Raw genomic sequence first — 18528 nt, 5'->3', positions numbered from 1 at the left:
TTACAGTGTGAAGGAGAGACGTAGCGCCAGCGCGGCGAGCGTCACAAACAGGACCGGCAGCGTCATAACGATGCCCGTCCGGAAATAGTAGCCCCAGGTGATCGTCATGTTTTTCTGCGCCAGCACGTGGAGCCAGAGCAGGGTGGCGAGGCTGCCGATAGGCGTGATTTTCGGCCCCAGATCGCAGCCAATCACGTTGGCGTAAATCATCGCTTCCTTGATCAAACCTGTCGCCGTACTGCCCTCGATGGAGAGCGCGCCAATTAGCACCGTGGGCATATTGTTCATTATGGATGACAGAAACGCGGTGATGAACCCGGTTCCCAGCGTGGTGGCCCACAGCCCGTGTCCGGCCAGGCTATCCAGTACGCCTGTGAGAGAGTCCGTCAGCCCGGCATTGCGCAGGCCATACACCACCAGATACATCCCCAGCGAAAAGATAACGATCTGCCACGGCGCGCCGCGCAGCACTTTTCCGGTGTTTATCGCATGTCCGCGTTTTGCGACAGCGAATAAAATCAGCGCGCCGACGGTCGCGATGGCGCTGACCGGAATGCCGAGAGGTTCAAGCACAAAGAAACCGACGAGAAGCAGCAGCAGGACGATCCAGCCCGTTCTGAACGTCGGGAGGTCGTGAATGGCCCGCGCGGGCTCGCGGAGTTTTGCAAGGTCATATTCCGGGGGGATTTCCTTGCGAAAGAACAGATGCAGCATCACCAGCGTTGCGGCAATCGCGGCGATATCTACCGGGATCATCACCGAGGCGTATTCGCTGAACCCCAGCTTAAAGAAGTCTGCCGACACGATGTTGACCAGGTTGGACACAATCAGCGGCAGGCTGGCGGTATCGGCGATGAAGCCCGCCGCCATCACAAACGCCAGCGTGGCCTGCTTGCTGAACCCCAGCGCCAGCAGCATGGCGATCACGATAGGGGTCAGGATCAGCGCCGCACCGTCATTGGCAAACAGCGCCGCCACGGCTGCGCCCAGCAGCACGATATACGTAAACAGCAATCGCCCGCGACCGTTCCCCCAGCGGGCAACGTGCAGCGCCGCCCACTCGAAAAAGCCGGACTCATCCAGCAGCAGGCTGATAATGATGACGGCGATAAACGTTGCCGTGGCGTTCCAGACGATATTCCACACCACAGGTATATCGTTAATGTGAATCACGCCGCTGGCCAGCGCCAGTACGGCGCCGATAGTCGCGCTCCAGCCGATACTGAGCCCTTTGGGCTGCCAGATGACCAGTACCAGCGTAAACAGAAAAATAGCCCCTGCCAGAAACATCTTCTACTCCGTTATATCTGTTTTTGTGAATGTGTTTTGCCTAGCACGAGCCTGAAAGTCGGTTTTTAAGCTTCATGCGCGTCTCTTCCCGCAGGCAGTTCCAGCTGTTGTCGATAACGGTTGCCGCCCATGCAGGCATGTTGGGAGACAAACGGTAATGGACCCATTTCCCCTCGCGACGGTCGATAACCAGCCCGGACTCGCGCAGCAACGCCATGTGGCGGGAGACCTTAGGCTGCGACTCGGTGGTTGCGGAGCACAGATCGCAGACGCACAGCTCGCCCGCTTCGCGGAGCAGCATGACGATGGCGAGCCGCGTTTCGTCGGAGAGGGTTTTAAAGAGCTGGAGTGGGTGGAGCATGGGCGTTCCTGCAGGTGGAATGATTTATATATGTTTAATCATATATGTTTTGATTGCAGGATAGAAGCGGAGATGAGAGGTACGGGAATTTCAGGCAACAAAAAACCCATTTATGTAAACGGGTTAGTGAAAACAATTACTTGCATGATAATCAATGAGTTAGGTTGGTGGTAAGAAGTGGCGATTACGGGGTAATGCCAACCGCTGCCGCCACTTTGTCGCCACTTGGCAGGGTAGCTAACGGGTTGAAGCGTAGGGCAGTTTCAAGGTGATCAGGTGCCAGGTGAGCATAGCGCATGGTCATTTTTATGTCGTGGTGGCCGAGAATTTTCTGTAGGGCAAGAATGTTTCCGCCCGACATCATAAAGTGCGCTGCAAATGTGTGGCGCAGAACGTGGGTAAGCTGGCCGCGCGGAAGCACGATGGAGGTTTTGTCCATCACAGACAAAAACTGGAAGTAGCAATCCGTAAAGAATTTGAAGCCGTCAAGGGCAATAATTTCCTCGTAAAGCTCTTTGCTAATCGGAATGCTTCGGTTCTTTTTGCCTTTGGTCCTGACGAATGTGATCCGGTACTTTGTGACCTGGGAGCGGGTGAGGTTCACCGCTTCGCGCCAGCGTGCTCCGGTGCTCAGGCAGATTTTGACAACCAAAGCGAGAAGGGGGCTTTGGCGATTGTAGTCATAGAGTAGTTCAGTTATTTGCTCATGCGTTAGCCAGGCCATTTCTTTTTCGGCAATGGTGAACTTACGCATGTTCTCCAGCGGGTTCGGTGCTGCCCATTCTCCGAGTCGGGCCAGTTCGCTAAAAACGCCACTCAGATAGCTTTGTTCGAGGTTGATTGTTACCGGGCTGGCACCTTTCTTCCACTTCTCACTAAAATAGATTTCACCCGTCAGGCGTTTGTCACGGTAATGCGCGAACAATTTCGAGCTGAGATCAGTAGCAAGAGGGTTTCCGAGTGCATCGACCATCAGGACCAACTTGTCGTAAACATGTTCACCAGCGGTAAGAGATTTGCCGTGCAGTTTGAACCAGAGTTCAACTACGTCTTTCAGAGTCCGACGGTCTACCGATTCACCTAACCATGGCTTAGACTCTGCCTCATCCATCGTGTGACGCTCAAAGGACAATGCTTCGCCTTTGGTGGCGAACTGCTTGCGTACACGACGCCCGCTGCGCCCGGCGGGGTAGCATTCACAAATCCATTTTCCTGTGTCGAGTTTTCGTACTGCCATAAAAAAAGCCCTCATGTCTGAGGGCTAAATTTAACTGTATGTTTGGACAGTGGTCAATGTTTGGTATATTTTTTGTATACATCGAATGTTTTTACTTCTGCATTTCCCATCTCAGCGACTGCATCAACATTGTATAAATGTTAAATAAAAATGTTTTTAAAGTGAGAACAAGAAAAACAGCACTACTGCCAACTATTATATACACTATTTTAACACTAATTATTTTTTCACAATGAGGGATCATTAGCGCTTTAAGTATTTTTGTAATTAAACCATTTTCCTGTCCAAACATGAGAATGATTAAGTAAATAATAGACCATGTGATAAAATGGATGAAAACTCGCATGAAAACGCCATAAACATATTTCAAATAACTAAGGTTATATTTAGGGTGCTTAACTTCCATTAGAGCAAGGAAAAGTTCGGGTTTGTTTATTGTAGCAAAAATAGTAAATCCTGTTATCAGAAAGCCAAGGGTTGTAGTGGTGAAACCAAAAATTAAAGGAGCCCATTGTCTTACTGATGATATTAACTCTACAGATGAAGAAAGCCAGAAGGCATTGAAAGTTAATGCCAAAGATAATGCTAATGTAAAATAGAAATCAAAGGTGTTTATCTTTATTTCTCTTGTTAGTCTATATACATCAAACAAAGATGTCTCTTTAACTAACTCATTTGGGTCAAATGTATATTTCATGCTAGAGCCACCTATTAATGATAGATGTTATCTTTGATATGATATTAGCACGATCTGGACGATTAGGTACAATAATATCACCCTCTTCCTTTAATTCATTAAATGAGATATACGCCTCTCTAGACGCTTTTTCTAAATCTGAATCTAAATCAGGTTTAGGTGTTTTGAGAGTAAAGCTCTCATTATTCCCAGAGAGTGTAGCACCATTTTCATCTTTCCCTGAGATAACAACTTTTGAATTTGCCATTTGTGTTGCGCTTGTTGTTTTTTCGACAACTGCACTTGAGTTTAATCCATCTTCTGTTCTGTTTGTGTATACCAATTGAGCCTTATTACTGTTCAAGTCCTCTTTTTCTCTTTCAATTTTACGCCAAAAATCATCAAGAGATATATTTTCACTATTTGTAGGAAGAAGTTCTATGGATAATCTATTTACGACTGAAAAGAGCTCCACGAAGTTATTTAAAGTTCTAGGGTCAGTCAATGGTGTTACACGTAGTTTTGGTACCCCAAGTTTTTCATAAATATCTTTCTTGTAAATTCTTTTAACATGAGGTTTTTTCTTTCTGGTTCTTTTATTTTTAAGAATCTCATAGTCAACGAAAGAGTTGTAGCGTTTTGCTAAACAGTGTTTACTCGTATTTTCAAACTCTTCAAGAGTTGGTGCGCCAGCAACTTCTTTGCATAGCATTAATCTATGGTCATTAAGAATTAGGATGAATATTGAGCTGGGATGGCTTTCAAGTGTTTGGTGATCTTGAATTATCACACCATCTCGGAATATTTGATCACGTTTTAATGTGGTTTTTTTTATTATTCTTCCGCAAATGGCAATTGTAGGAAAAGGCAATGGGCCTTCAAACTGAGCATCAATAGTGTCTAAAGAGATTAAGCGTGTCTCTGTAAAGAAATACTCTGTGTCTTTAAATTTCCTAATGTATTTTTGATCTGAGAATGAAGGTAAAACTATGCTTTCAAAAGCATCCAGTAGTACTTTATCTGTACCAAAATTCAATGTGTAGTTAGCAAATTCAATTGTTTTTGTGAAACTCATGCTTAAACCCTTCTTTTTATTATGCCTTTAATGTGGTTATTAATTTCTATATCAGTTGCACCACACTCAAAACTATATTTTTCATTTTCAACTCGGATGCGATTGTTTGGTAGTTTGTAAACACTCCTTAAACTAAATTGACCATCAATCGATATTAACCATAGTCCATCAACGAGATTATACTCTTTACTTATAATATAAGATTCGTAATTATCATTAACAATATAAGGCTGGTTTAGGATCTCAGGTAAAAGCTCTCGAGAAATAGAACGCTGTTGAATATTGATTAGTTCTCCATCATGCAGGTCAAAGGAGTCTAATGTGATGAGTTCAGTGGTGCTGATTTGATTCAGCAAGCCCTTACCTGATGTTAACCATTCGAGTGAAACACCGGTTTCCAATGAGCATCTTATAACCCAGTCAGCGGGGAATATATCTCGCATGTAGCGAGTAGCCATAGTGCTCTTAGATACGCCTAAATGGTCACATAGAGCTTGACGGGTTGAGAACCCGTATGCCTCAACCAGACGTTCAATTGCCTTCTTTCCACCGGAATTGAAATCCAAAAGTCCTCCAAAACAATCTGAATTGCATTGACAGATTCCAAAAGCGATCTTAAAGTTGAACTCGAAGTGTTCTTTTGGAGCCTTCACAACTAATCACGATAAACAACGGCTCGCCACAAGCCGAACTAAAGAAGGAATGTTGCACCATGACCCCAAACATTTCAATCACTCTGAATACACCGCACGTCACAATTGAGCGCTATAGCGAACTTACAGGCCTTCCAGTCGATACGATCAATGACATGTTGGCTGATGGTCGCCTTCCGCGCCATCGTCTCCGTAAAGATAAAAAGCGCGAAAAAGTCATGATTAACATTGCTGCTCTGACTGTAGATGCACTATCGGCTTAAGAAATTTTTTGCTTATCGCACTCATCTTTAAGGTTCGATATTGCGATAAGTACGGAGATGAAAACTATGTTTGATTATAAAGTTTCCAAACACGGACACTTTAATGAAGCTTGCCGCACCTTCGCTCTACGCCACAACATGGCGAAGCTGGCAGAACGTACAGGTATGAACGTTCAGACCCTGCGTAACAAGCTCAACCCGGAGCAACCGCATCAGCTCACAGCGCCCGATATCTGGCTGTTAACCGATCTCACCGAAGATTCAACGCTGGTTGATGGATTTCTGGCGCAGATTCATTGCCTGCCATGCGTCCCTACCAATGAAGTCGCACGGGAGAAAATGCCGCAGTACGTCCTGAAAGCCACCGCCGAGATCGGTCGTGTTGCTGCAAGTGCGGTTTCTGGTGTTCAGCTAAATGCTACCACCCGCCGCCAGGTTGTCGAAAGCGTCAACTCCGTTACTCGGCTGATGGCGCTTACAGCCATTTCACTGCAGGCGCGTTTACAGGCCAATCCTGCAATGGCCAGTGTCGTCGATACCGTGACAGGTCTTGGCTCTTCTTTTGGGCTGAGCTGAGGTGTTTATGTTGAATAACGAACCTTCATTCGCATCACTGCTGGTTAGGCAAAGCCCGGCAATGCATTACGGTCATGGCTGGATTTACTTACCTGACGGGAAAAAGTGGCATCCGTGTATTGAATTGTCTCCCCGGCAGCAGGCTGTCCGGGGAACTGGCAAAAAGAGTTTGCTACAACGTCTAAGTATTAACGTGGCAGGCAACCTGCAAACCAGGCGAAAAGCTTTTCCTGGACGCCAAGCTTAGTGTCATCAGGCCGACCACATGCAATAGCAGCTCTTTTGTAGGCTGGATTTAACAAAGAACCGAAAGGTGCGGAATCAGAGTGATGCAGCATTTTCAACTTTTGTGCAATCAGTTCCGGGGTCAGTTCATTCCCTGCATAAAGCAATTCCCCGTAATGGCGGCTTTGTACGCTAGCACGTTCGGAAATAATAGCTGGTTGCCACACAAGTTGAATTGTCGCGATAACGACAACTGGCAAAGCGAACAACCATTCCAGACCGGTGTCCGCAAACACAGCAGTACCGCTAATAAGCTGAATGGCTGTCATCAATTTGTCAGCTCTACCGTGAAGCGTTGCCGTCATAACCTCAAGGTAATAACTGTAATGCAGTTGGAAGTATTCGGAGCTTTGTTTAGTCATGCCGGAATCCTATTTTTTATCCTGTCCCGGCGCTGGTTGAGGTGCAGGAGCAGGGCGAGGCAATACGTGGAAGTTGTCAGAGTCTGACATCAGGTTTCTCCTTCGGTGGGTAGATGATTGTTGGCGCAAATAGTCTACCACTAAGGCACGTGCCGGGCGTGCATAAAAATCCCCGGCTTCACTTTAAACATTCTTTGGTTCAGTGGGTTATGTGGATGTTTAACCATTTAAGTTCAGGTCGCTTGTGAGGTTGAACAATGGCTATAGAAGGTAACACGGCGACAGTTCCGCTTAGCCCCGGTCAGCGCCTGAATGGGCTGAACCACATCGCGGAGCTGAGAGCAAAAGTGTTTGGTCTGAATATTGAGCGGGAGCTGGAGCGGTTTATTAATGAGTTGCGCGATCACCGCGACATTAACCACAAACAAAACGAGAGGGCACTGGCCGCCATATTCTTCATGGCAAAAATTCCGGCAGAACGTCACAGCGTCAATATTAATGAGCTGACCACTGACGAAACGCGGGAGCTGATTAAAGCAATGAATCATTTTCGTGCAGTAGTGAGCTTATTTCCCAAACGGCTAACCATGCCGAACTAACCCAAAACAGAAATTAATGGCGTAAACCCGCCGGGCATTCTTTTGCCCAAATTCAGGAGAAATGATTATGCGAAATAGTGAAACACGTATCACCAAAACCGGACCGGATGATGCCGGTTTATTCCAGCTGTTTAACGAGACTCGCCTAGATGAGCGTAAAAGCTGCGCCTTTGCCGTTTCCATCCGCATGGAGGCACTGGCGATCCACATCCTGAAAGAGGGAATGAACGGAGTGGAGGCGGCAGAACTACTGCGCCGTGAAGTTGCTCGTTATGAAGCTGAATCACGCGGAGACTGGCACTGATGGCTGATTTCATGGATCTCGTACAGCAGCGCATCGAAGAAAACTTGCAGCGCCATATCCAGAATGCTCGTGTCAGAAAGCCAGGCATTGCCCGCGTTATTTGCATCGACTGCGAGGCACCAATCCCAGTAGCTCGCAGGCAAGCCATCCCTGGCGTGCAGTGCTGTGTTGCGTGCCAGGAAATCGCTGAGCTGAAAGGGAAGCACTATACCCGAGGTGCCCTGTGAGCTTCGGAGCCTGCCAGTGATGTCTGAATTAACAAACGACAAAGGCGGCCCGAATAAGGCCGCCGGGGTTTTCCCATGGAATGCCCCGAAAAAATCAGTAAACCCCTATCTGGACCCGGCGGAAGTTGCGCCGGTGTTTGCACTTTCAAACCTGATCACTCTCTACACTGCGGATAACGAGCAGCAACAGCTACGCCGTGATGCGCTGAGTGATGAGGTATGGGAACGCTATTTCTTCAATGAATCCCGTGATCCAGTTCAGCGTGAAATGGAACACGACCAGCTCATCAGTCGCGCCAAAATGGCCCGTGAGCAACAGCGCTTTAATCCCGATTTAGTCATTCTGGCCAACGTCAGCGCCGAACCCACCCACGTCAGCAAACCTCTGCTGGAGCGAATTAAATTCTTCCGTGGGCTGGGAAGGCCAAAGGCTTATTCCCGCTATCTACGCGAAACCATCAGGCCGTGTCTTGAGCGACTGGATAACGTACGTGAAAGTCAGGTGTCTGCCTCATTCCGGTTTATGGCGAGCCATGAAGGGCTGGAGGGGCTGCTTGTACTGCCTGAAATGAATCAGGAGCAGGTTAAGCGTCTTTCCACGCTGGTTGCGGCACATATGAGCATGTGTCTCGATGAAGCCTGCAGCGATATGTTTGTGACTAATGACGTCAAACCGGAACAAATTCGCCAATCATGGGAAAAGGTAGCCGCTAAGGCAATGCGCCTTGATGTGATCCCACCTGCCTTTGAACAGCTGCGCCGCAAGAAATGCCGTCGCAAGCCAGTACCTTATGACCTTATTCCGGGTTCGCTGGCGCGTATGCTGTGTGCAGACTGGTGGTATCGCAAACTGTGGCAGATGCGCTGCGAGTGGCGGGAGGAACAGCTGCGTGCTGTTTGCCTGGTCAACAAGAAAGCGTCCCCGTATATCAGCTATGAAGCTGTGATCCACAAACGCGAGCAGCGCCGTAAATCGCTAGAGTTTTTTCAGTCGCACGAGCTGGTCAATGCCGACGGTGACAGGCTGGACATGGAAGATGTGGTGAATGCTAGCAGCAGCAATCCAGCGCACCGTCGTAATGAAATGATGGCCTGTGTGAAAGGACTGGAGCTGATCGCAGAAATGCGCGGCGACTGCGCCGTGTTCTATACTATCACCTGCCCGTCACGCTTCCACGCCACGCTCAACAACGGCAGACCCAATCCGAAGTGGACCAGCGAAACGGTCCGGCAGAGCAGTGATTATCTTGTCGATACCTTCGCCGGATTCCGCAAAGCCATGCATAAAGCCGGGCTGCGCTGGTATGGCGTGCGCGTTGCCGAGCCGCATCACGACGGCACAGTGCACTGGCATCTACTGTGCTTTATGCGCAAGAAAGACCGTCGCACACTTACTGCGCTTCTGCGCAAATTCGCCATTCGTGTAGACCGCGCCGAGCTGGGCAACAACACCGGCCCGCGCTTCAAGTCTGAACTCCTTAACCCACGTAAAGGCACGCCGACCAGCTACATCGCCAAATACATCAGTAAGAACATCGACGGGCGCGGGCTGGCAAAAGAAATCAGCAAGGAAACCGGCAAATCACTGCGTGACAACGCGGAACATGTCAGTGCCTGGGCATCCCTGCACCGTGTCCAGCAGTTCCGTTTCTTCGGTATTCCAGGACGTCAGACATACCGCGAGCTGCGTTTGCTGGCTGGGCAGGCAGCGAGAGCGCAGGGCGATAAAAAAGCAGGTGCGCCGGTGCTGGAAAATGCGCGGCTTGATGCCGTGTTAGCTGCCGCTGATGCGGGCTGCTTTGCCACCTATATCATGAGGCAGGGCGGCGTTCTGGTTCCCCGCAAACATCACCTTATCAGAACCGCATATGAGTTTAACGATGAGCCTGGCACCTACGGCGATTACGGCATCCGTATCTATGGCATCTGGTCCCCGATTGTTGAGGGCCGGATCTGCACGCACGCAATGAAGTGGAAAATGGTTCGTAAGGCCGTTGACGTTCAGGAGGCGACAGCCGACCAGGGCGCTCGCGCCCCTTGGACTCGGACTCGTGGCAATAACTGTCCCCCTGTTGAAAAAATGTACCAGACAGGGGGAGAACTTTCGGGCAGCAAAGAACCTGCAGCGCAGCCGGACTTCGAGAACATGAGCAAAAAGGAACTGCGCGAGCTGACGGCAAGGCTGCGGCTGGTTAAACCGAAGCGACGAAAAGGCTACAAACAGGAAATTACGGAACACCAAAGGCTACAGCTCGATGCGGAGTTGCTGTCCAGAGGCTTTGAAGCCAGTGAAACGGAAGTGGATCTGCTTCTGCGTGGCGGCAGCCTACCATCTGGAGCCGGGCTGCGCCTGTTCTACCGGAACCAGCGCCTACAGGAGGATGACAAATGGCGTCAGTGGTACTGACAGCTCAGATAAATGGCATATCTATTAATCAAAGAGTTAGCTGAGTAAAAAACCATTTCAGCTTTAAAATTATATGATGTACTGTATGTATAAACAGTAATATTGGGAGGGAGTTGTGAACGATTTGTTCATGGAGTCACTTGCACTGCAGCGGATAGAACTTATGGCCCGGCTGGTTGCCAGCTCAGATTGTAGCGATGACGACAAGTAGGTTGCGATTTCGTGGCTGTCGGAGCTGACAAGCGATCTGGTTACCAGGGTGAATGATTATGGAGTAGGGCAGGATGAGAGTACGCATTAGTGATTTCGCACCATGGGAAACTCCCTCTCATATGGCATCCTGCGGTTTGAGAACGCAGTGCATGTCTATGGTGCATGGATTCGCATGATCCAAAAAGGATCGCAATGGGTCGGGGCCGCCAGAACTGGCGCGCTTTTCGGCCCGTCATGCGCCTGCATGAAAACCACTACACAAAGCGGGCAGGCGTGGCGGGGATACGAGCGCGCGCGTTGAGTTAAAATCTCTTGAGTTGATGAAAATAAGAGGTATTTTAATCTGGCACAGTAAAACCTAACAACTCATAAGGACAATGATAATAATGCAAATAGTTTCCGTTATAAATTACAAGGGTGGCGTTGGTAAAACAACAGTTACGTCTAATTTAGCAGCTGAATTAGCATTCCGAGGAAAGAATGTTTTAGTTCTGGATATGGATGCTCAAGCAAGCCTGACATTTTCGTTTCTAACTCCCGATTATTGGGATGAACATCTTAAAAATGAAAGGACCATTAAAAACTGGTTTGATTGTATTAGTCAGGGAGAGCAAACAATGCCTCTTTCGACTCTAAGAGTACGACCTGAACCAGTTAATAGTAGGTTTGGCAGAAATGGTGGATGCTTAGATTTAATTTCTTCCCACCTTGGGTTGATAAATGTTGATCTTGAACTTGCGACTCTTTTAGGAGGAGCAAGTCCTAGCCAAACTCAAAAAAAATATCTTAAAGTTCATGGCAAGCTTAGAGAGGAACTTCAAATTCTAGCTGATGAAATGAATTATGATATCGTTTTAATTGATTGCCCACCTAACTTTAATATCGTAACAAAAAATGCGTTAATTGCATCGGATAAAATTTTAATACCAGCCAAGCCTGACTATTTGTCAACGCTAGGCATCGATTATTTAAAAAGAAGCGTAGATTCTCTGGTTACAGACTATAATTTCTATGCCGATAAAGATGAAGATTATGAAAGAGTATCTCCTGAAATTCTCGGAGTAGTTTTTACTATGATTCAAATTAATTCTGGGCAACCTATTGCCGCGCAAAGACAGTATATTGCGCAGACAAAACGTCTGGGTGTTCCCGTATTTGATGCTATTTTTAGAGAGAATAAAACTATCTTTGCTGATGCCCCTAGAGATGGAATTCCTGTAGCATTAATTGGCTACTCGCATTCAACTCACTCTTCTATTGTTGGAGAGATTGAGGATTTTGTTGATGAATTCCTTCAAAAGATTGGAGAATAAAAGTGAGTAAAGCTAAAACTTTAACTATGCTGTTTCGTGAATTACAAGATGCAGTTCTTGAACTCAATGAGGGGGAATTGGAAAAAATTATTTCAGGTGAGTATCAATTCGTCCTTAAAGTAGTTAAAAAACGTGTTGGTACTAGTGCAAAGATAAGTTCAGTAGATGATTTTAGCTATGGCGAGTTGCTCAATTTACTTAACCAATGCGAGTCGAGAGAACAAGGTAATGAGCTTTTGTCGCGTGAGCTTAAGACTAAATCTGAGTTTGAAAAGTTCGCGCGTCATGTTGAAGTTGCTGTAATGAAAAGTGATAAGGTCGAGAAGATTAGAGATAATATTATTGAGTCGACAGTAGGTGCTAAACTCCGTTCTGATGCTATTCAAAATAAAAAGTAATTAATAGCCGCCAATTTGGCGGCTATTTTTTGTAATTCATAATTCATAATTCATAATTCATAAAACTAATGATATTTTCGTCAAGCCACCTATTTAACTCTTCCAGTCGTTTCTGAAGAGGCAATAGTTCATTACGCACAAACACATTCGCTGCCTTCTCCACATCCCCAAACCCCCCAACATTACTCGGCATAATCCCCATCATCTGCGGCGGAACGCGGTGCGCTGCCATCATGTCGTCCCGGCTCACGTTCTTGATGTTCAGAAACTCATCCTTCGCCGCGACCTCAGACAGCGGGATGATCTGAATCCCGTCTTTTTTACCGTTCGGTGAGTACATGAACAGGTTGCGGAAGTTGCCCGGTCCTTTGGCGTTTTTCATCGCTCGGCGGATGTTGTTCACGTCCTCCTGATTCTGCGCGGCGTCGGTCATGTACATGATGAATCCTGCATGGCTGCCATTGATGTAATACTTGCGGCGGAACAGCGTGGCGGATTCGTTGAGCAGGGCAGAGGGGATGGCGGACAGGTATTCCGGCAGACCGTAAATCTCTTGGTTTAAATCCGGCTCCATCAGGTGAAAGATGCTGCCTCTGGTGAACTCATAGGGCTGGGTGGTCATGCCGTATTGCACAAACCAGTAAGTATCCAGATCCACGCCGCGCCGGGTGTATTTCGCCAGCGACGGCTCCAGCGACAGAATGCCGCCGAGCCGGTTGGTGCGCTTTTCCAGATACGCGTTACCAAATACCAGATAGTCCTGCACAAACCGGCTGAACGCCTGCTGGCTCAGCAGCGGATGCGGAATAAAGGTGCTGGTCAGAATGTTGCGTTTTACCGCAATTGGGGAGCTGTGATGCACCGCCGCACGATAGGTGCGCGCCAACCCGTCAAAACTCACCGGCGGCTCATACCAGCGGTCCATCTGCACGCACTCCACATAATCAAGTAGCTCGCGGCGGTCCAGTACCGGGATCGGGTCGCCAAAGCTGAATGCTTCTGCAGATGCGCCGCTGCTGTGCTGAACTGCTGCACGGTTTTTCCTGTTCTTGCCCATCAAAATATCTCCACAATATTGCTGGTATTGGCGTATTCGCCCTGCAGCGGTTCGTTAAATAGGGCGTGCATCGTTGCCCAGGCCAGATCGGCATGGCTGGCTTCTTCGCTGCGGCTGGCTTCGTAGGTCGGGCGGTTGCCGCTGGCCGTGGTGGCGCGGCGGATTGCCATGAATGACTGTGCGATATCGGTGTGACCGGCGTCGAACTCCAGGCGGCGGTGGCTGATAATGTCGTACGCCTTGAGCACCAGGGCGTTTTTGACGTTGGGGTTGTAGACGAACTCGCGCACGGCCGTGAAGAACGCCTTCACGTTCTCATACACGCCGTGGCCGACGCCGGTGGAGTCGATGCCGATATAGGTCACGTTGTACTGCTGCGTCAGCTTTTTGATGGCGTCCGCCTGGGCGCGAAAGTCCATCCCGCGCCACTGGTGACGCTCCAGAATGCGAAACTTACCGCCCGGCACGGCAGGCGGCGCCATGACCACGCAACCTGCGCTGTCGCCGTTTTGCGTTCCCTTTGCCGGGTCGTAGCCGATCCACACTTCGCGCCAGCCAAACGGGCGCAGCGCCAGCGCGTGAAAATCTGACCAGACTTCCCAGCTGTCCACCATGCACGCCTGCAGCTCGGTGAGCGGAAACACGGACGCCAGATCGTCGATAAACTCGCACATCAGCAGATTCTGGTACTCGTCCGGGCTGTACTCCATGCGCAGCTGGTCGATGTCGAACAGGTTACACCCGCCGCGCACCGCATCTTCCACGGTGACAATCTGGCGATACTGCCCGTCCGGACACAGCAGGCCGGGAGCCAGGCTGCCGTGGGTCATGTCAATATCCACTTTGTCCGCTTTGGCGCGGCCCCGGTTGAACAATGCGCCGGACCAGAACGGATACGCGCTGTGCGTCAGGCTGGATGGCGTGGAGAAATAGGTCTGGCGCCATTTTTTGTGAATAGCCATCCCGGAGGCGACTTTGCGCAGCTCCTGGAATTTCGGTATCCAGAAATATTCATCCAGGTACAGGTTGCCGTGGTAGCTCTGCGCCGTGCGGGCGTTGGTGCCGAGGAAGTACAGACACGCGCCGTTGCTGAGCGTCATCGGGTCGCCTTTCAGCTCCACATCGACCTCTTTGGCAAAGTCGATGATGTACTGCTTAAAGACATGCGCCTGCGCCTTGCTGGCGGAGAGGAAAATCTGGTTGCGGCCGGTGGTGATGGCGTCAATCAGCGCTTCACGGGCAAAGAAGAAGGTCGCCCCAATCTGGCGAGACTTGAGCAGGTTGCGGATGCGGTGCCGGTTGCCTGCCTCCCACCAGTGGCGCTGGTAGGCAAACATTGAGTCGTGGAAAACCTCCTGCAGCTTCTCGATCTGCTCGTCGGTGAATAGGTTCTTTTCTGGCGGCTTGCGCGGGCCTTTGTTGCGGTTGGCGACGTTGGGATTCAGATCGGCTTCGTTGCCGCCGTCGTTGAATTTGCCGATCCGGGCGTGGCGCTCGGACTGGCGTGCCAGCAGGTCAATCTCCTTGAAGTCTTTCCCTTCTTTTTGCTCCTTCATGATGAGCTGGCAGTAACGCGCGGCGGTGGTGAGCTGCATCTGATCCAGCGGCCCGTACTCGCCCCATTTATCGCGCTTCTTCCAGCTGTGAACGGTTGCAACTTTCTCGCCCAGCATTTCAGCAATGCGGGCTACGCGGTATCCCTGAAAGTACAGCAGCATGGCCTGCCGACGGGGATCGAGGTCTGCGGGGGTCAGTGTCATATCCATGGCACAAGCCTACGGCCTTGACTGACCTCTTTCTTCGGCTTCGTTTTGTATGGCGAAAGGCACAAGCGCCGCGCGTTGTCTCACTCCCCCATCCCCGCAACCATAAGGCTCCAGACAGTTTTCTAACGGAGCACTGCTCATGACAGTGAAAGCAAAACGTTTCCGCATCGGGGTGGAAGGTGCCACCACCGACGGACGCGAAATCCAGCGTGAATGGCTGGAACAAATGGCGGCGAGCTACAACCCGACGGTCTACACCGCGCTGATTAACCTTGAGCATATCAAGTCTTACTCCCCGGACAGCGCCTTTAACCGCTACGGCCAGGTGACGGCGCTGGTTGCCGAAGAAATCAAGGACGGTCCGCTGGCCGGAAAAATGGCGCTGTACGCCGACGTGGAGCCGACCGGCTCTCTGGTGGAACTGGTCAAAAAAGGCCAGAAGCTATTCACCTCCATGGAAGTCAGCCCGAAATTTGCCGACACCGGTAAAGCCTATCTTGTCGGACTTGCTGCAACCGACGATCCGGCGAGCCTCGGCACGGAAATGCTGGCATTCAGCGCCAGTGCCGCCCACAACCCGCTGGCGAATCGCAAGCAGAAACCGGAGAACCTGTTTTCTGCCGCTGAAGAAACGCTGATCGAGCTGGAAGAAATCCAGGACGAAAAACCCTCCCTGTTTGCCCGCGTCACCGCGCTGTTCACCAAAAAAGAGCAAACCGACGAGGCGCGTTTTTCTGACGTGCATCAGGCCGTGGAGCTGGTCGCCACCGAGCAGCAGAACCTGAGCGAACGCACCGCCAAAACTCTGACCGAAAACGGCGAACGCCTGTCCGCGCTGGAGACTTCCCTGCAGGAGCAGCAGGTCGCCTTTGCTGAGCTTGAGCAGAAGCTGAACCGCGAAGACAGCCGCAGGGACTACCGCCAGCGTGCGCCGGGCGGTGACGCCCCGGCAGGCACCGTGACCAATTGCTGAGGAGCAAACCAACACATGAAACAGAAAACCCGCTTTGCCTTTAACGCCTACCTGCAGCAGCTGGCGCGCCTGAACGGTGTGGCCGTGACCGAGCTTGCCAGCAAGTTCACCGTGGAGCCGTCGGTATCCCAGACGCTGGAAGATGAAATCCAGCAGTCCACCGCGTTTCTGACGCTGATCAACGTGATGGGCGTGGCCGAACAGTCCGGTCAGTTGCTGGGCCTGGGCGTCGGCAGCACCATTGCCGGAACGACGGACACCACCACAAAAGAGCGCGAACCAACCGATCCGACGCTGATGGCTGACGTGGAATACAAGTGCGAGCAGACCAACTTCGACACGGTGCTGACCTACGCGAAGCTGGACCTGTGGGCCAAGTTCCAGGACTTCCAGGTGCGTATCCGCAACGCCATCGTCAAACGTCAGGCGCTGGACCGCATCATGATCGGCTTCAACGGCGTGAAGCGTGCCAAAACTTCCAACCGTGGCGAGAACGTCCTGCTGCAGGACGTGAACAAGGGCTGGCTGCAGAAAATCCGCGAAGACGCGCCGGACAACGTGCTGGGCACTAAAACGGCTGATGATGGCATCGTGACCGTCGAACCGGTGAAAGTCGGGAAGGGCGGTCTGTACGCCAACCTCGACGCGCTGGTGATGGATGCGGTCAACGAGCTGATTGATCCAATTTTCCAGGACGATGACGAGCTGGTTGTGGTCTGTGGCCGCGAACTGCTGTCCGACAAGTATTTCCCGCTGGTCAACAAAGAGCAGGAGAACAGCGAGAAAATCGCCGCCGATCTGATTATCAGCCAGAAACGCATGGGCGGCCTGCAGGCCTTGCGCGCGCCGTATTTCCCGGCGAACGCCGTGCTGATCACCCGCCTGGATAACCTGTCCATCTACTGGCAGGAAGAGACCCGCCGCCGCTCGGTTATCGACAACCCGAAACGTGACCGCATCGAAAACTTCGAATCCGTAAACGAGGCCTATGTGGTCGAAGACTACCGCTGCGCGGCCCTGGTGGAAAACATCGAAATCGGTGATTTCAGCGCATCTGCCGCACCGGACGCCGGGGAGTAACACATGAGCCTGAGTCCCGCACGGCAGCACCGCCTGCGCATTCAGGCTGAACAGGCCGCCCGCGAGGGCGGCAGTGTTCGCCATGCGTCGGGTTATGACCTGATGCTACTCCAGCTGGCCGAGGACCGCCGCCGTCTCAATGGCATCCAGTCCACGGTGAAAAAGGCGCAAATCAAGGTGGAGCTGCTGCCGAAATATGCCGCCTGGGCAGATGGCGTGCTGGCCGCCGGAGGCACGCAACAGGATGACGTCCTGATGTACGTGATGCTGTGGCGTATCGATGCCGGGGATTATGCCGGTGCGCTGGAAATCGGGCGTCATGCCCTGCGCCATGGCTGGGTGATGCCGCTCGGCAACCGCAACGTGCAGACCGTGCTGGCCGAAGAAATGGCCGACGCGGCGCAAAGCGCGATGCTTGCGGCTGCTCCATTCGATGCTGACCTGCTGATGCAGGCGCTGGACCTCACCACCGGGCAGGATATGCCGGACCAGTCACGGGCGCGTCTGCACAAAGCCATCGGCGCGGTGCTGAGCGAAAGCAACCCGGCATCGGCCCTAAATCACCTCACTCATGCGCTCCAGCTGGACTCCCGCTGCGGTGTGAAGAAAGACAAAGAGCGGCTGGAGCGCAGACTGCGCAACGACCGCTGACGGAACGTGCCCCGCGCACGGGCGGCACGGGATGGCGACAGGCATGGCCTCATCAAAATCCCGTTCACCGCCCACTTATTCAGGAGAAGACCGCATGAAGTTTGTGGCGCACGAACCGGCACCGGAACAGGCGGAGGTCATCAAAAATACGCCGTTCTGGCCGGATGTGGATTTGTCGGAGTTTCGCAGCGTGATGCGCACTGACGGCACGGTGACGCAGCCGCGCTTAAAGCAGGTCCTGCTGACCGCCATTTCCGAAGTGAACGCCGAGCTGTTCGACTTCCGCAACCGTCAGCGAATGCTCGGCTTTCAGGCGCTGGCGCAGGTCCCGTCGGACGTGCTCGATGGCAAAAACGAGCGCATTCAGCACTATCACAACGCTGTCTATTGCTGGGCGCGCGCCGTGCTCAATGAGCGTTATCAGGACTATGACGCCACGGCGTCTGGGGTGAAACGCGGGGAAGAGCTGGCAGAGGCCAGCGGCGACCTGTGGCGCGATGCTCGCTGGGCGATCAGCCGGGTGCAGGATGCGCCGCACTGCACGCTGGAACTTATCTGATGAAAGTGCGTGCGCACCAGTATGACACGGTGGATGCCCTGTGCTGGCGTCACTACGGGCGGACGCGGGGTGTCACGGAGCAGGTATTACGGGCCAATCCGTGGCTGGCCGAACACGGCCCCTTTTTACCGTACGGGCTGCAGGTGGAGCTGCCGGATATAACGGAAACGCCCACCGTGCAGACCGTTCAGCTATGGGACTGA

23 protein-coding genes are annotated in these 18528 nt (G+C 51.4%); 14 read left to right on the top strand and 9 right to left on the bottom strand.

Features of this window, described 5'->3' with window-relative positions; genetic code table 11:
- The 6 genes from HCH49_RS09620 to HCH49_RS09595 form a co-directional block, all read right to left on the bottom strand.
- Window positions 1–1290: an arsenic transporter gene (locus tag HCH49_RS09620; protein WP_039261482.1), complete on the bottom strand. Its 1290-nt coding sequence runs from the start codon at window positions 1288–1290 to the stop codon at window positions 1–3.
- A 40-nt stretch (window positions 1291–1330) separates the two neighbouring features.
- Window positions 1331–1651: a metalloregulator ArsR/SmtB family transcription factor gene (locus HCH49_RS09615; RefSeq protein WP_045142923.1), complete on the bottom strand. Its 321-nt coding sequence runs from the start codon at window positions 1649–1651 to the stop codon at window positions 1331–1333.
- Between the two features lie 184 nt (window positions 1652–1835).
- On the bottom strand, window positions 1836–2888 hold the full coding sequence (locus HCH49_RS09610) for a tyrosine-type recombinase/integrase (protein WP_221702595.1): 1053 nt from the start codon (window positions 2886–2888) through the stop codon (window positions 1836–1838).
- 91 nt (window positions 2889–2979) lie between these two features.
- The gene (locus HCH49_RS09605; RefSeq protein ID WP_221702594.1) at window positions 2980–3585 is read right to left on the bottom strand and encodes a hypothetical protein; all 606 of its coding nucleotides are present in this window, start codon (window positions 3583–3585) and stop codon (window positions 2980–2982) included.
- A 1-nt stretch (window position 3586) separates the two neighbouring features.
- On the bottom strand, window positions 3587–4639 hold the full coding sequence (locus HCH49_RS09600) for a hypothetical protein (RefSeq protein ID WP_221702593.1): 1053 nt from the start codon (window positions 4637–4639) through the stop codon (window positions 3587–3589).
- 2 nt (window positions 4640–4641) lie between these two features.
- Entirely contained in the window at window positions 4642–5205 is a 564-nt protein-coding gene (locus tag HCH49_RS09595; protein ID WP_221702898.1) for a phage repressor protein CI, read from the bottom strand.
- Between the two features lie 146 nt (window positions 5206–5351).
- On the opposite strand from HCH49_RS09595, the gene HCH49_RS09590 reads away from it, so the two are divergent.
- The 3 genes from HCH49_RS09590 to HCH49_RS09580 all read left to right on the top strand — a co-directional run bounded on the left by HCH49_RS09590 (window position 5352) and on the right by HCH49_RS09580 (window position 6378).
- A complete protein-coding gene (locus tag HCH49_RS09590; protein ID WP_135719108.1) occupies window positions 5352–5555 on the top strand; it encodes a regulator in 204 nt (67 codons plus the stop codon).
- A gap of 66 nt (window positions 5556–5621) precedes the next feature.
- The gene (locus HCH49_RS09585; protein WP_221702592.1) at window positions 5622–6131 is read left to right on the top strand and encodes a phage regulatory CII family protein; all 510 of its coding nucleotides are present in this window, start codon (window positions 5622–5624) and stop codon (window positions 6129–6131) included.
- A 7-nt stretch (window positions 6132–6138) separates the two neighbouring features.
- Window positions 6139–6378, top strand: a complete 240-nt coding sequence (locus HCH49_RS09580) for a phage filamentation protein Fil family protein (RefSeq protein ID WP_221702591.1) — start codon at window positions 6139–6141, stop codon at window positions 6376–6378.
- Here the strand turns inward: HCH49_RS09580 and HCH49_RS09575 are convergent.
- Entirely contained in the window at window positions 6320–6778 is a 459-nt protein-coding gene (locus HCH49_RS09575; protein WP_221702590.1) for a hypothetical protein, read from the bottom strand. The two genes, HCH49_RS09580 and HCH49_RS09575, sit on opposite strands and share 59 nt — an antisense overlap.
- Window positions 6779–7035: 257 nt before the next feature.
- Between HCH49_RS09575 and HCH49_RS09570 the strand changes: the two genes are divergently transcribed.
- From HCH49_RS09570 to HCH49_RS09545, 6 genes are all read left to right on the top strand, one after another.
- Window positions 7036–7377 (top strand): DUF5347 domain-containing protein, encoded by a 342-nt coding sequence (locus HCH49_RS09570; protein WP_221702589.1) that lies wholly within the window; start codon window positions 7036–7038, stop codon window positions 7375–7377.
- A gap of 67 nt (window positions 7378–7444) precedes the next feature.
- Window positions 7445–7681, top strand: a complete 237-nt coding sequence (locus tag HCH49_RS09565) for a DUF2732 family protein (protein WP_221702588.1) — start codon at window positions 7445–7447, stop codon at window positions 7679–7681.
- Window positions 7681–7908, top strand: a complete 228-nt coding sequence (locus HCH49_RS09560) for a TraR/DksA family transcriptional regulator (protein ID WP_221702587.1) — start codon at window positions 7681–7683, stop codon at window positions 7906–7908. Before HCH49_RS09565 ends, HCH49_RS09560 begins: the two co-directional genes overlap by 1 nt.
- A 19-nt stretch (window positions 7909–7927) precedes the next feature.
- On the top strand, window positions 7928–10315 hold the full coding sequence (locus HCH49_RS09555; protein ID WP_221702586.1) for a replication endonuclease: 2388 nt from the start codon (window positions 7928–7930) through the stop codon (window positions 10313–10315).
- Window positions 10316–10914: 599 nt separating this feature from the next.
- Entirely contained in the window at window positions 10915–11841 is a 927-nt protein-coding gene (locus HCH49_RS09550; RefSeq protein ID WP_221702585.1) for a ParA family protein, read from the top strand.
- Between the two features lie 2 nt (window positions 11842–11843).
- Window positions 11844–12239: a hypothetical protein gene (locus tag HCH49_RS09545; RefSeq protein WP_221702584.1), complete on the top strand. Its 396-nt coding sequence runs from the start codon at window positions 11844–11846 to the stop codon at window positions 12237–12239.
- A gap of 43 nt (window positions 12240–12282) precedes the next feature.
- Here HCH49_RS09545 and HCH49_RS09540 read toward each other — a convergent pair whose 3' ends face one another.
- The gene (locus tag HCH49_RS09540; RefSeq protein WP_221702583.1) at window positions 12283–13296 is read right to left on the bottom strand and encodes a phage portal protein; all 1014 of its coding nucleotides are present in this window, start codon (window positions 13294–13296) and stop codon (window positions 12283–12285) included.
- On the bottom strand, window positions 13296–15062 hold the full coding sequence (locus HCH49_RS09535; protein ID WP_221702582.1) for a terminase ATPase subunit family protein: 1767 nt from the start codon (window positions 15060–15062) through the stop codon (window positions 13296–13298). The genes HCH49_RS09540 and HCH49_RS09535 overlap by 1 nt, the downstream gene beginning before the upstream one ends.
- 139 nt (window positions 15063–15201) lie before the next feature.
- On the opposite strand from HCH49_RS09535, the gene HCH49_RS09530 reads away from it, so the two are divergent.
- From HCH49_RS09530 to HCH49_RS09510, 5 genes are all read left to right on the top strand, one after another.
- Window positions 15202–16035, top strand: coding sequence for a GPO family capsid scaffolding protein (locus HCH49_RS09530; RefSeq protein WP_221702581.1), 834 nt, complete (start codon window positions 15202–15204; stop codon window positions 16033–16035).
- 15 nt (window positions 16036–16050) lie between these two features.
- Window positions 16051–17115 (top strand): phage major capsid protein, P2 family, encoded by a 1065-nt coding sequence (locus tag HCH49_RS09525; protein WP_221702580.1) that lies wholly within the window; start codon window positions 16051–16053, stop codon window positions 17113–17115.
- A 3-nt stretch (window positions 17116–17118) separates the two neighbouring features.
- Window positions 17119–17766, top strand: coding sequence for a terminase endonuclease subunit (locus HCH49_RS09520; protein ID WP_221702579.1), 648 nt, complete (start codon window positions 17119–17121; stop codon window positions 17764–17766).
- 94 nt (window positions 17767–17860) lie between these two features.
- Window positions 17861–18325, top strand: coding sequence for a head completion/stabilization protein (locus HCH49_RS09515; RefSeq protein ID WP_221702578.1), 465 nt, complete (start codon window positions 17861–17863; stop codon window positions 18323–18325).
- On the top strand, window positions 18325–18528 hold the full coding sequence (locus HCH49_RS09510) for a tail protein X (RefSeq protein ID WP_221702577.1): 204 nt from the start codon (window positions 18325–18327) through the stop codon (window positions 18526–18528). Before HCH49_RS09515 ends, HCH49_RS09510 begins: the two co-directional genes overlap by 1 nt.

It is taken from the genome of Enterobacter sp. Y17 (genome assembly GCF_019730495.1).
Classification (GTDB): Bacteria; Pseudomonadota; Gammaproteobacteria; order Enterobacterales; family Enterobacteriaceae; genus Enterobacter; species Enterobacter asburiae_B.
Note: the sequence above shows the minus strand (reverse complement) of the source record. Positions and strands in the feature narration are given on the sequence as shown.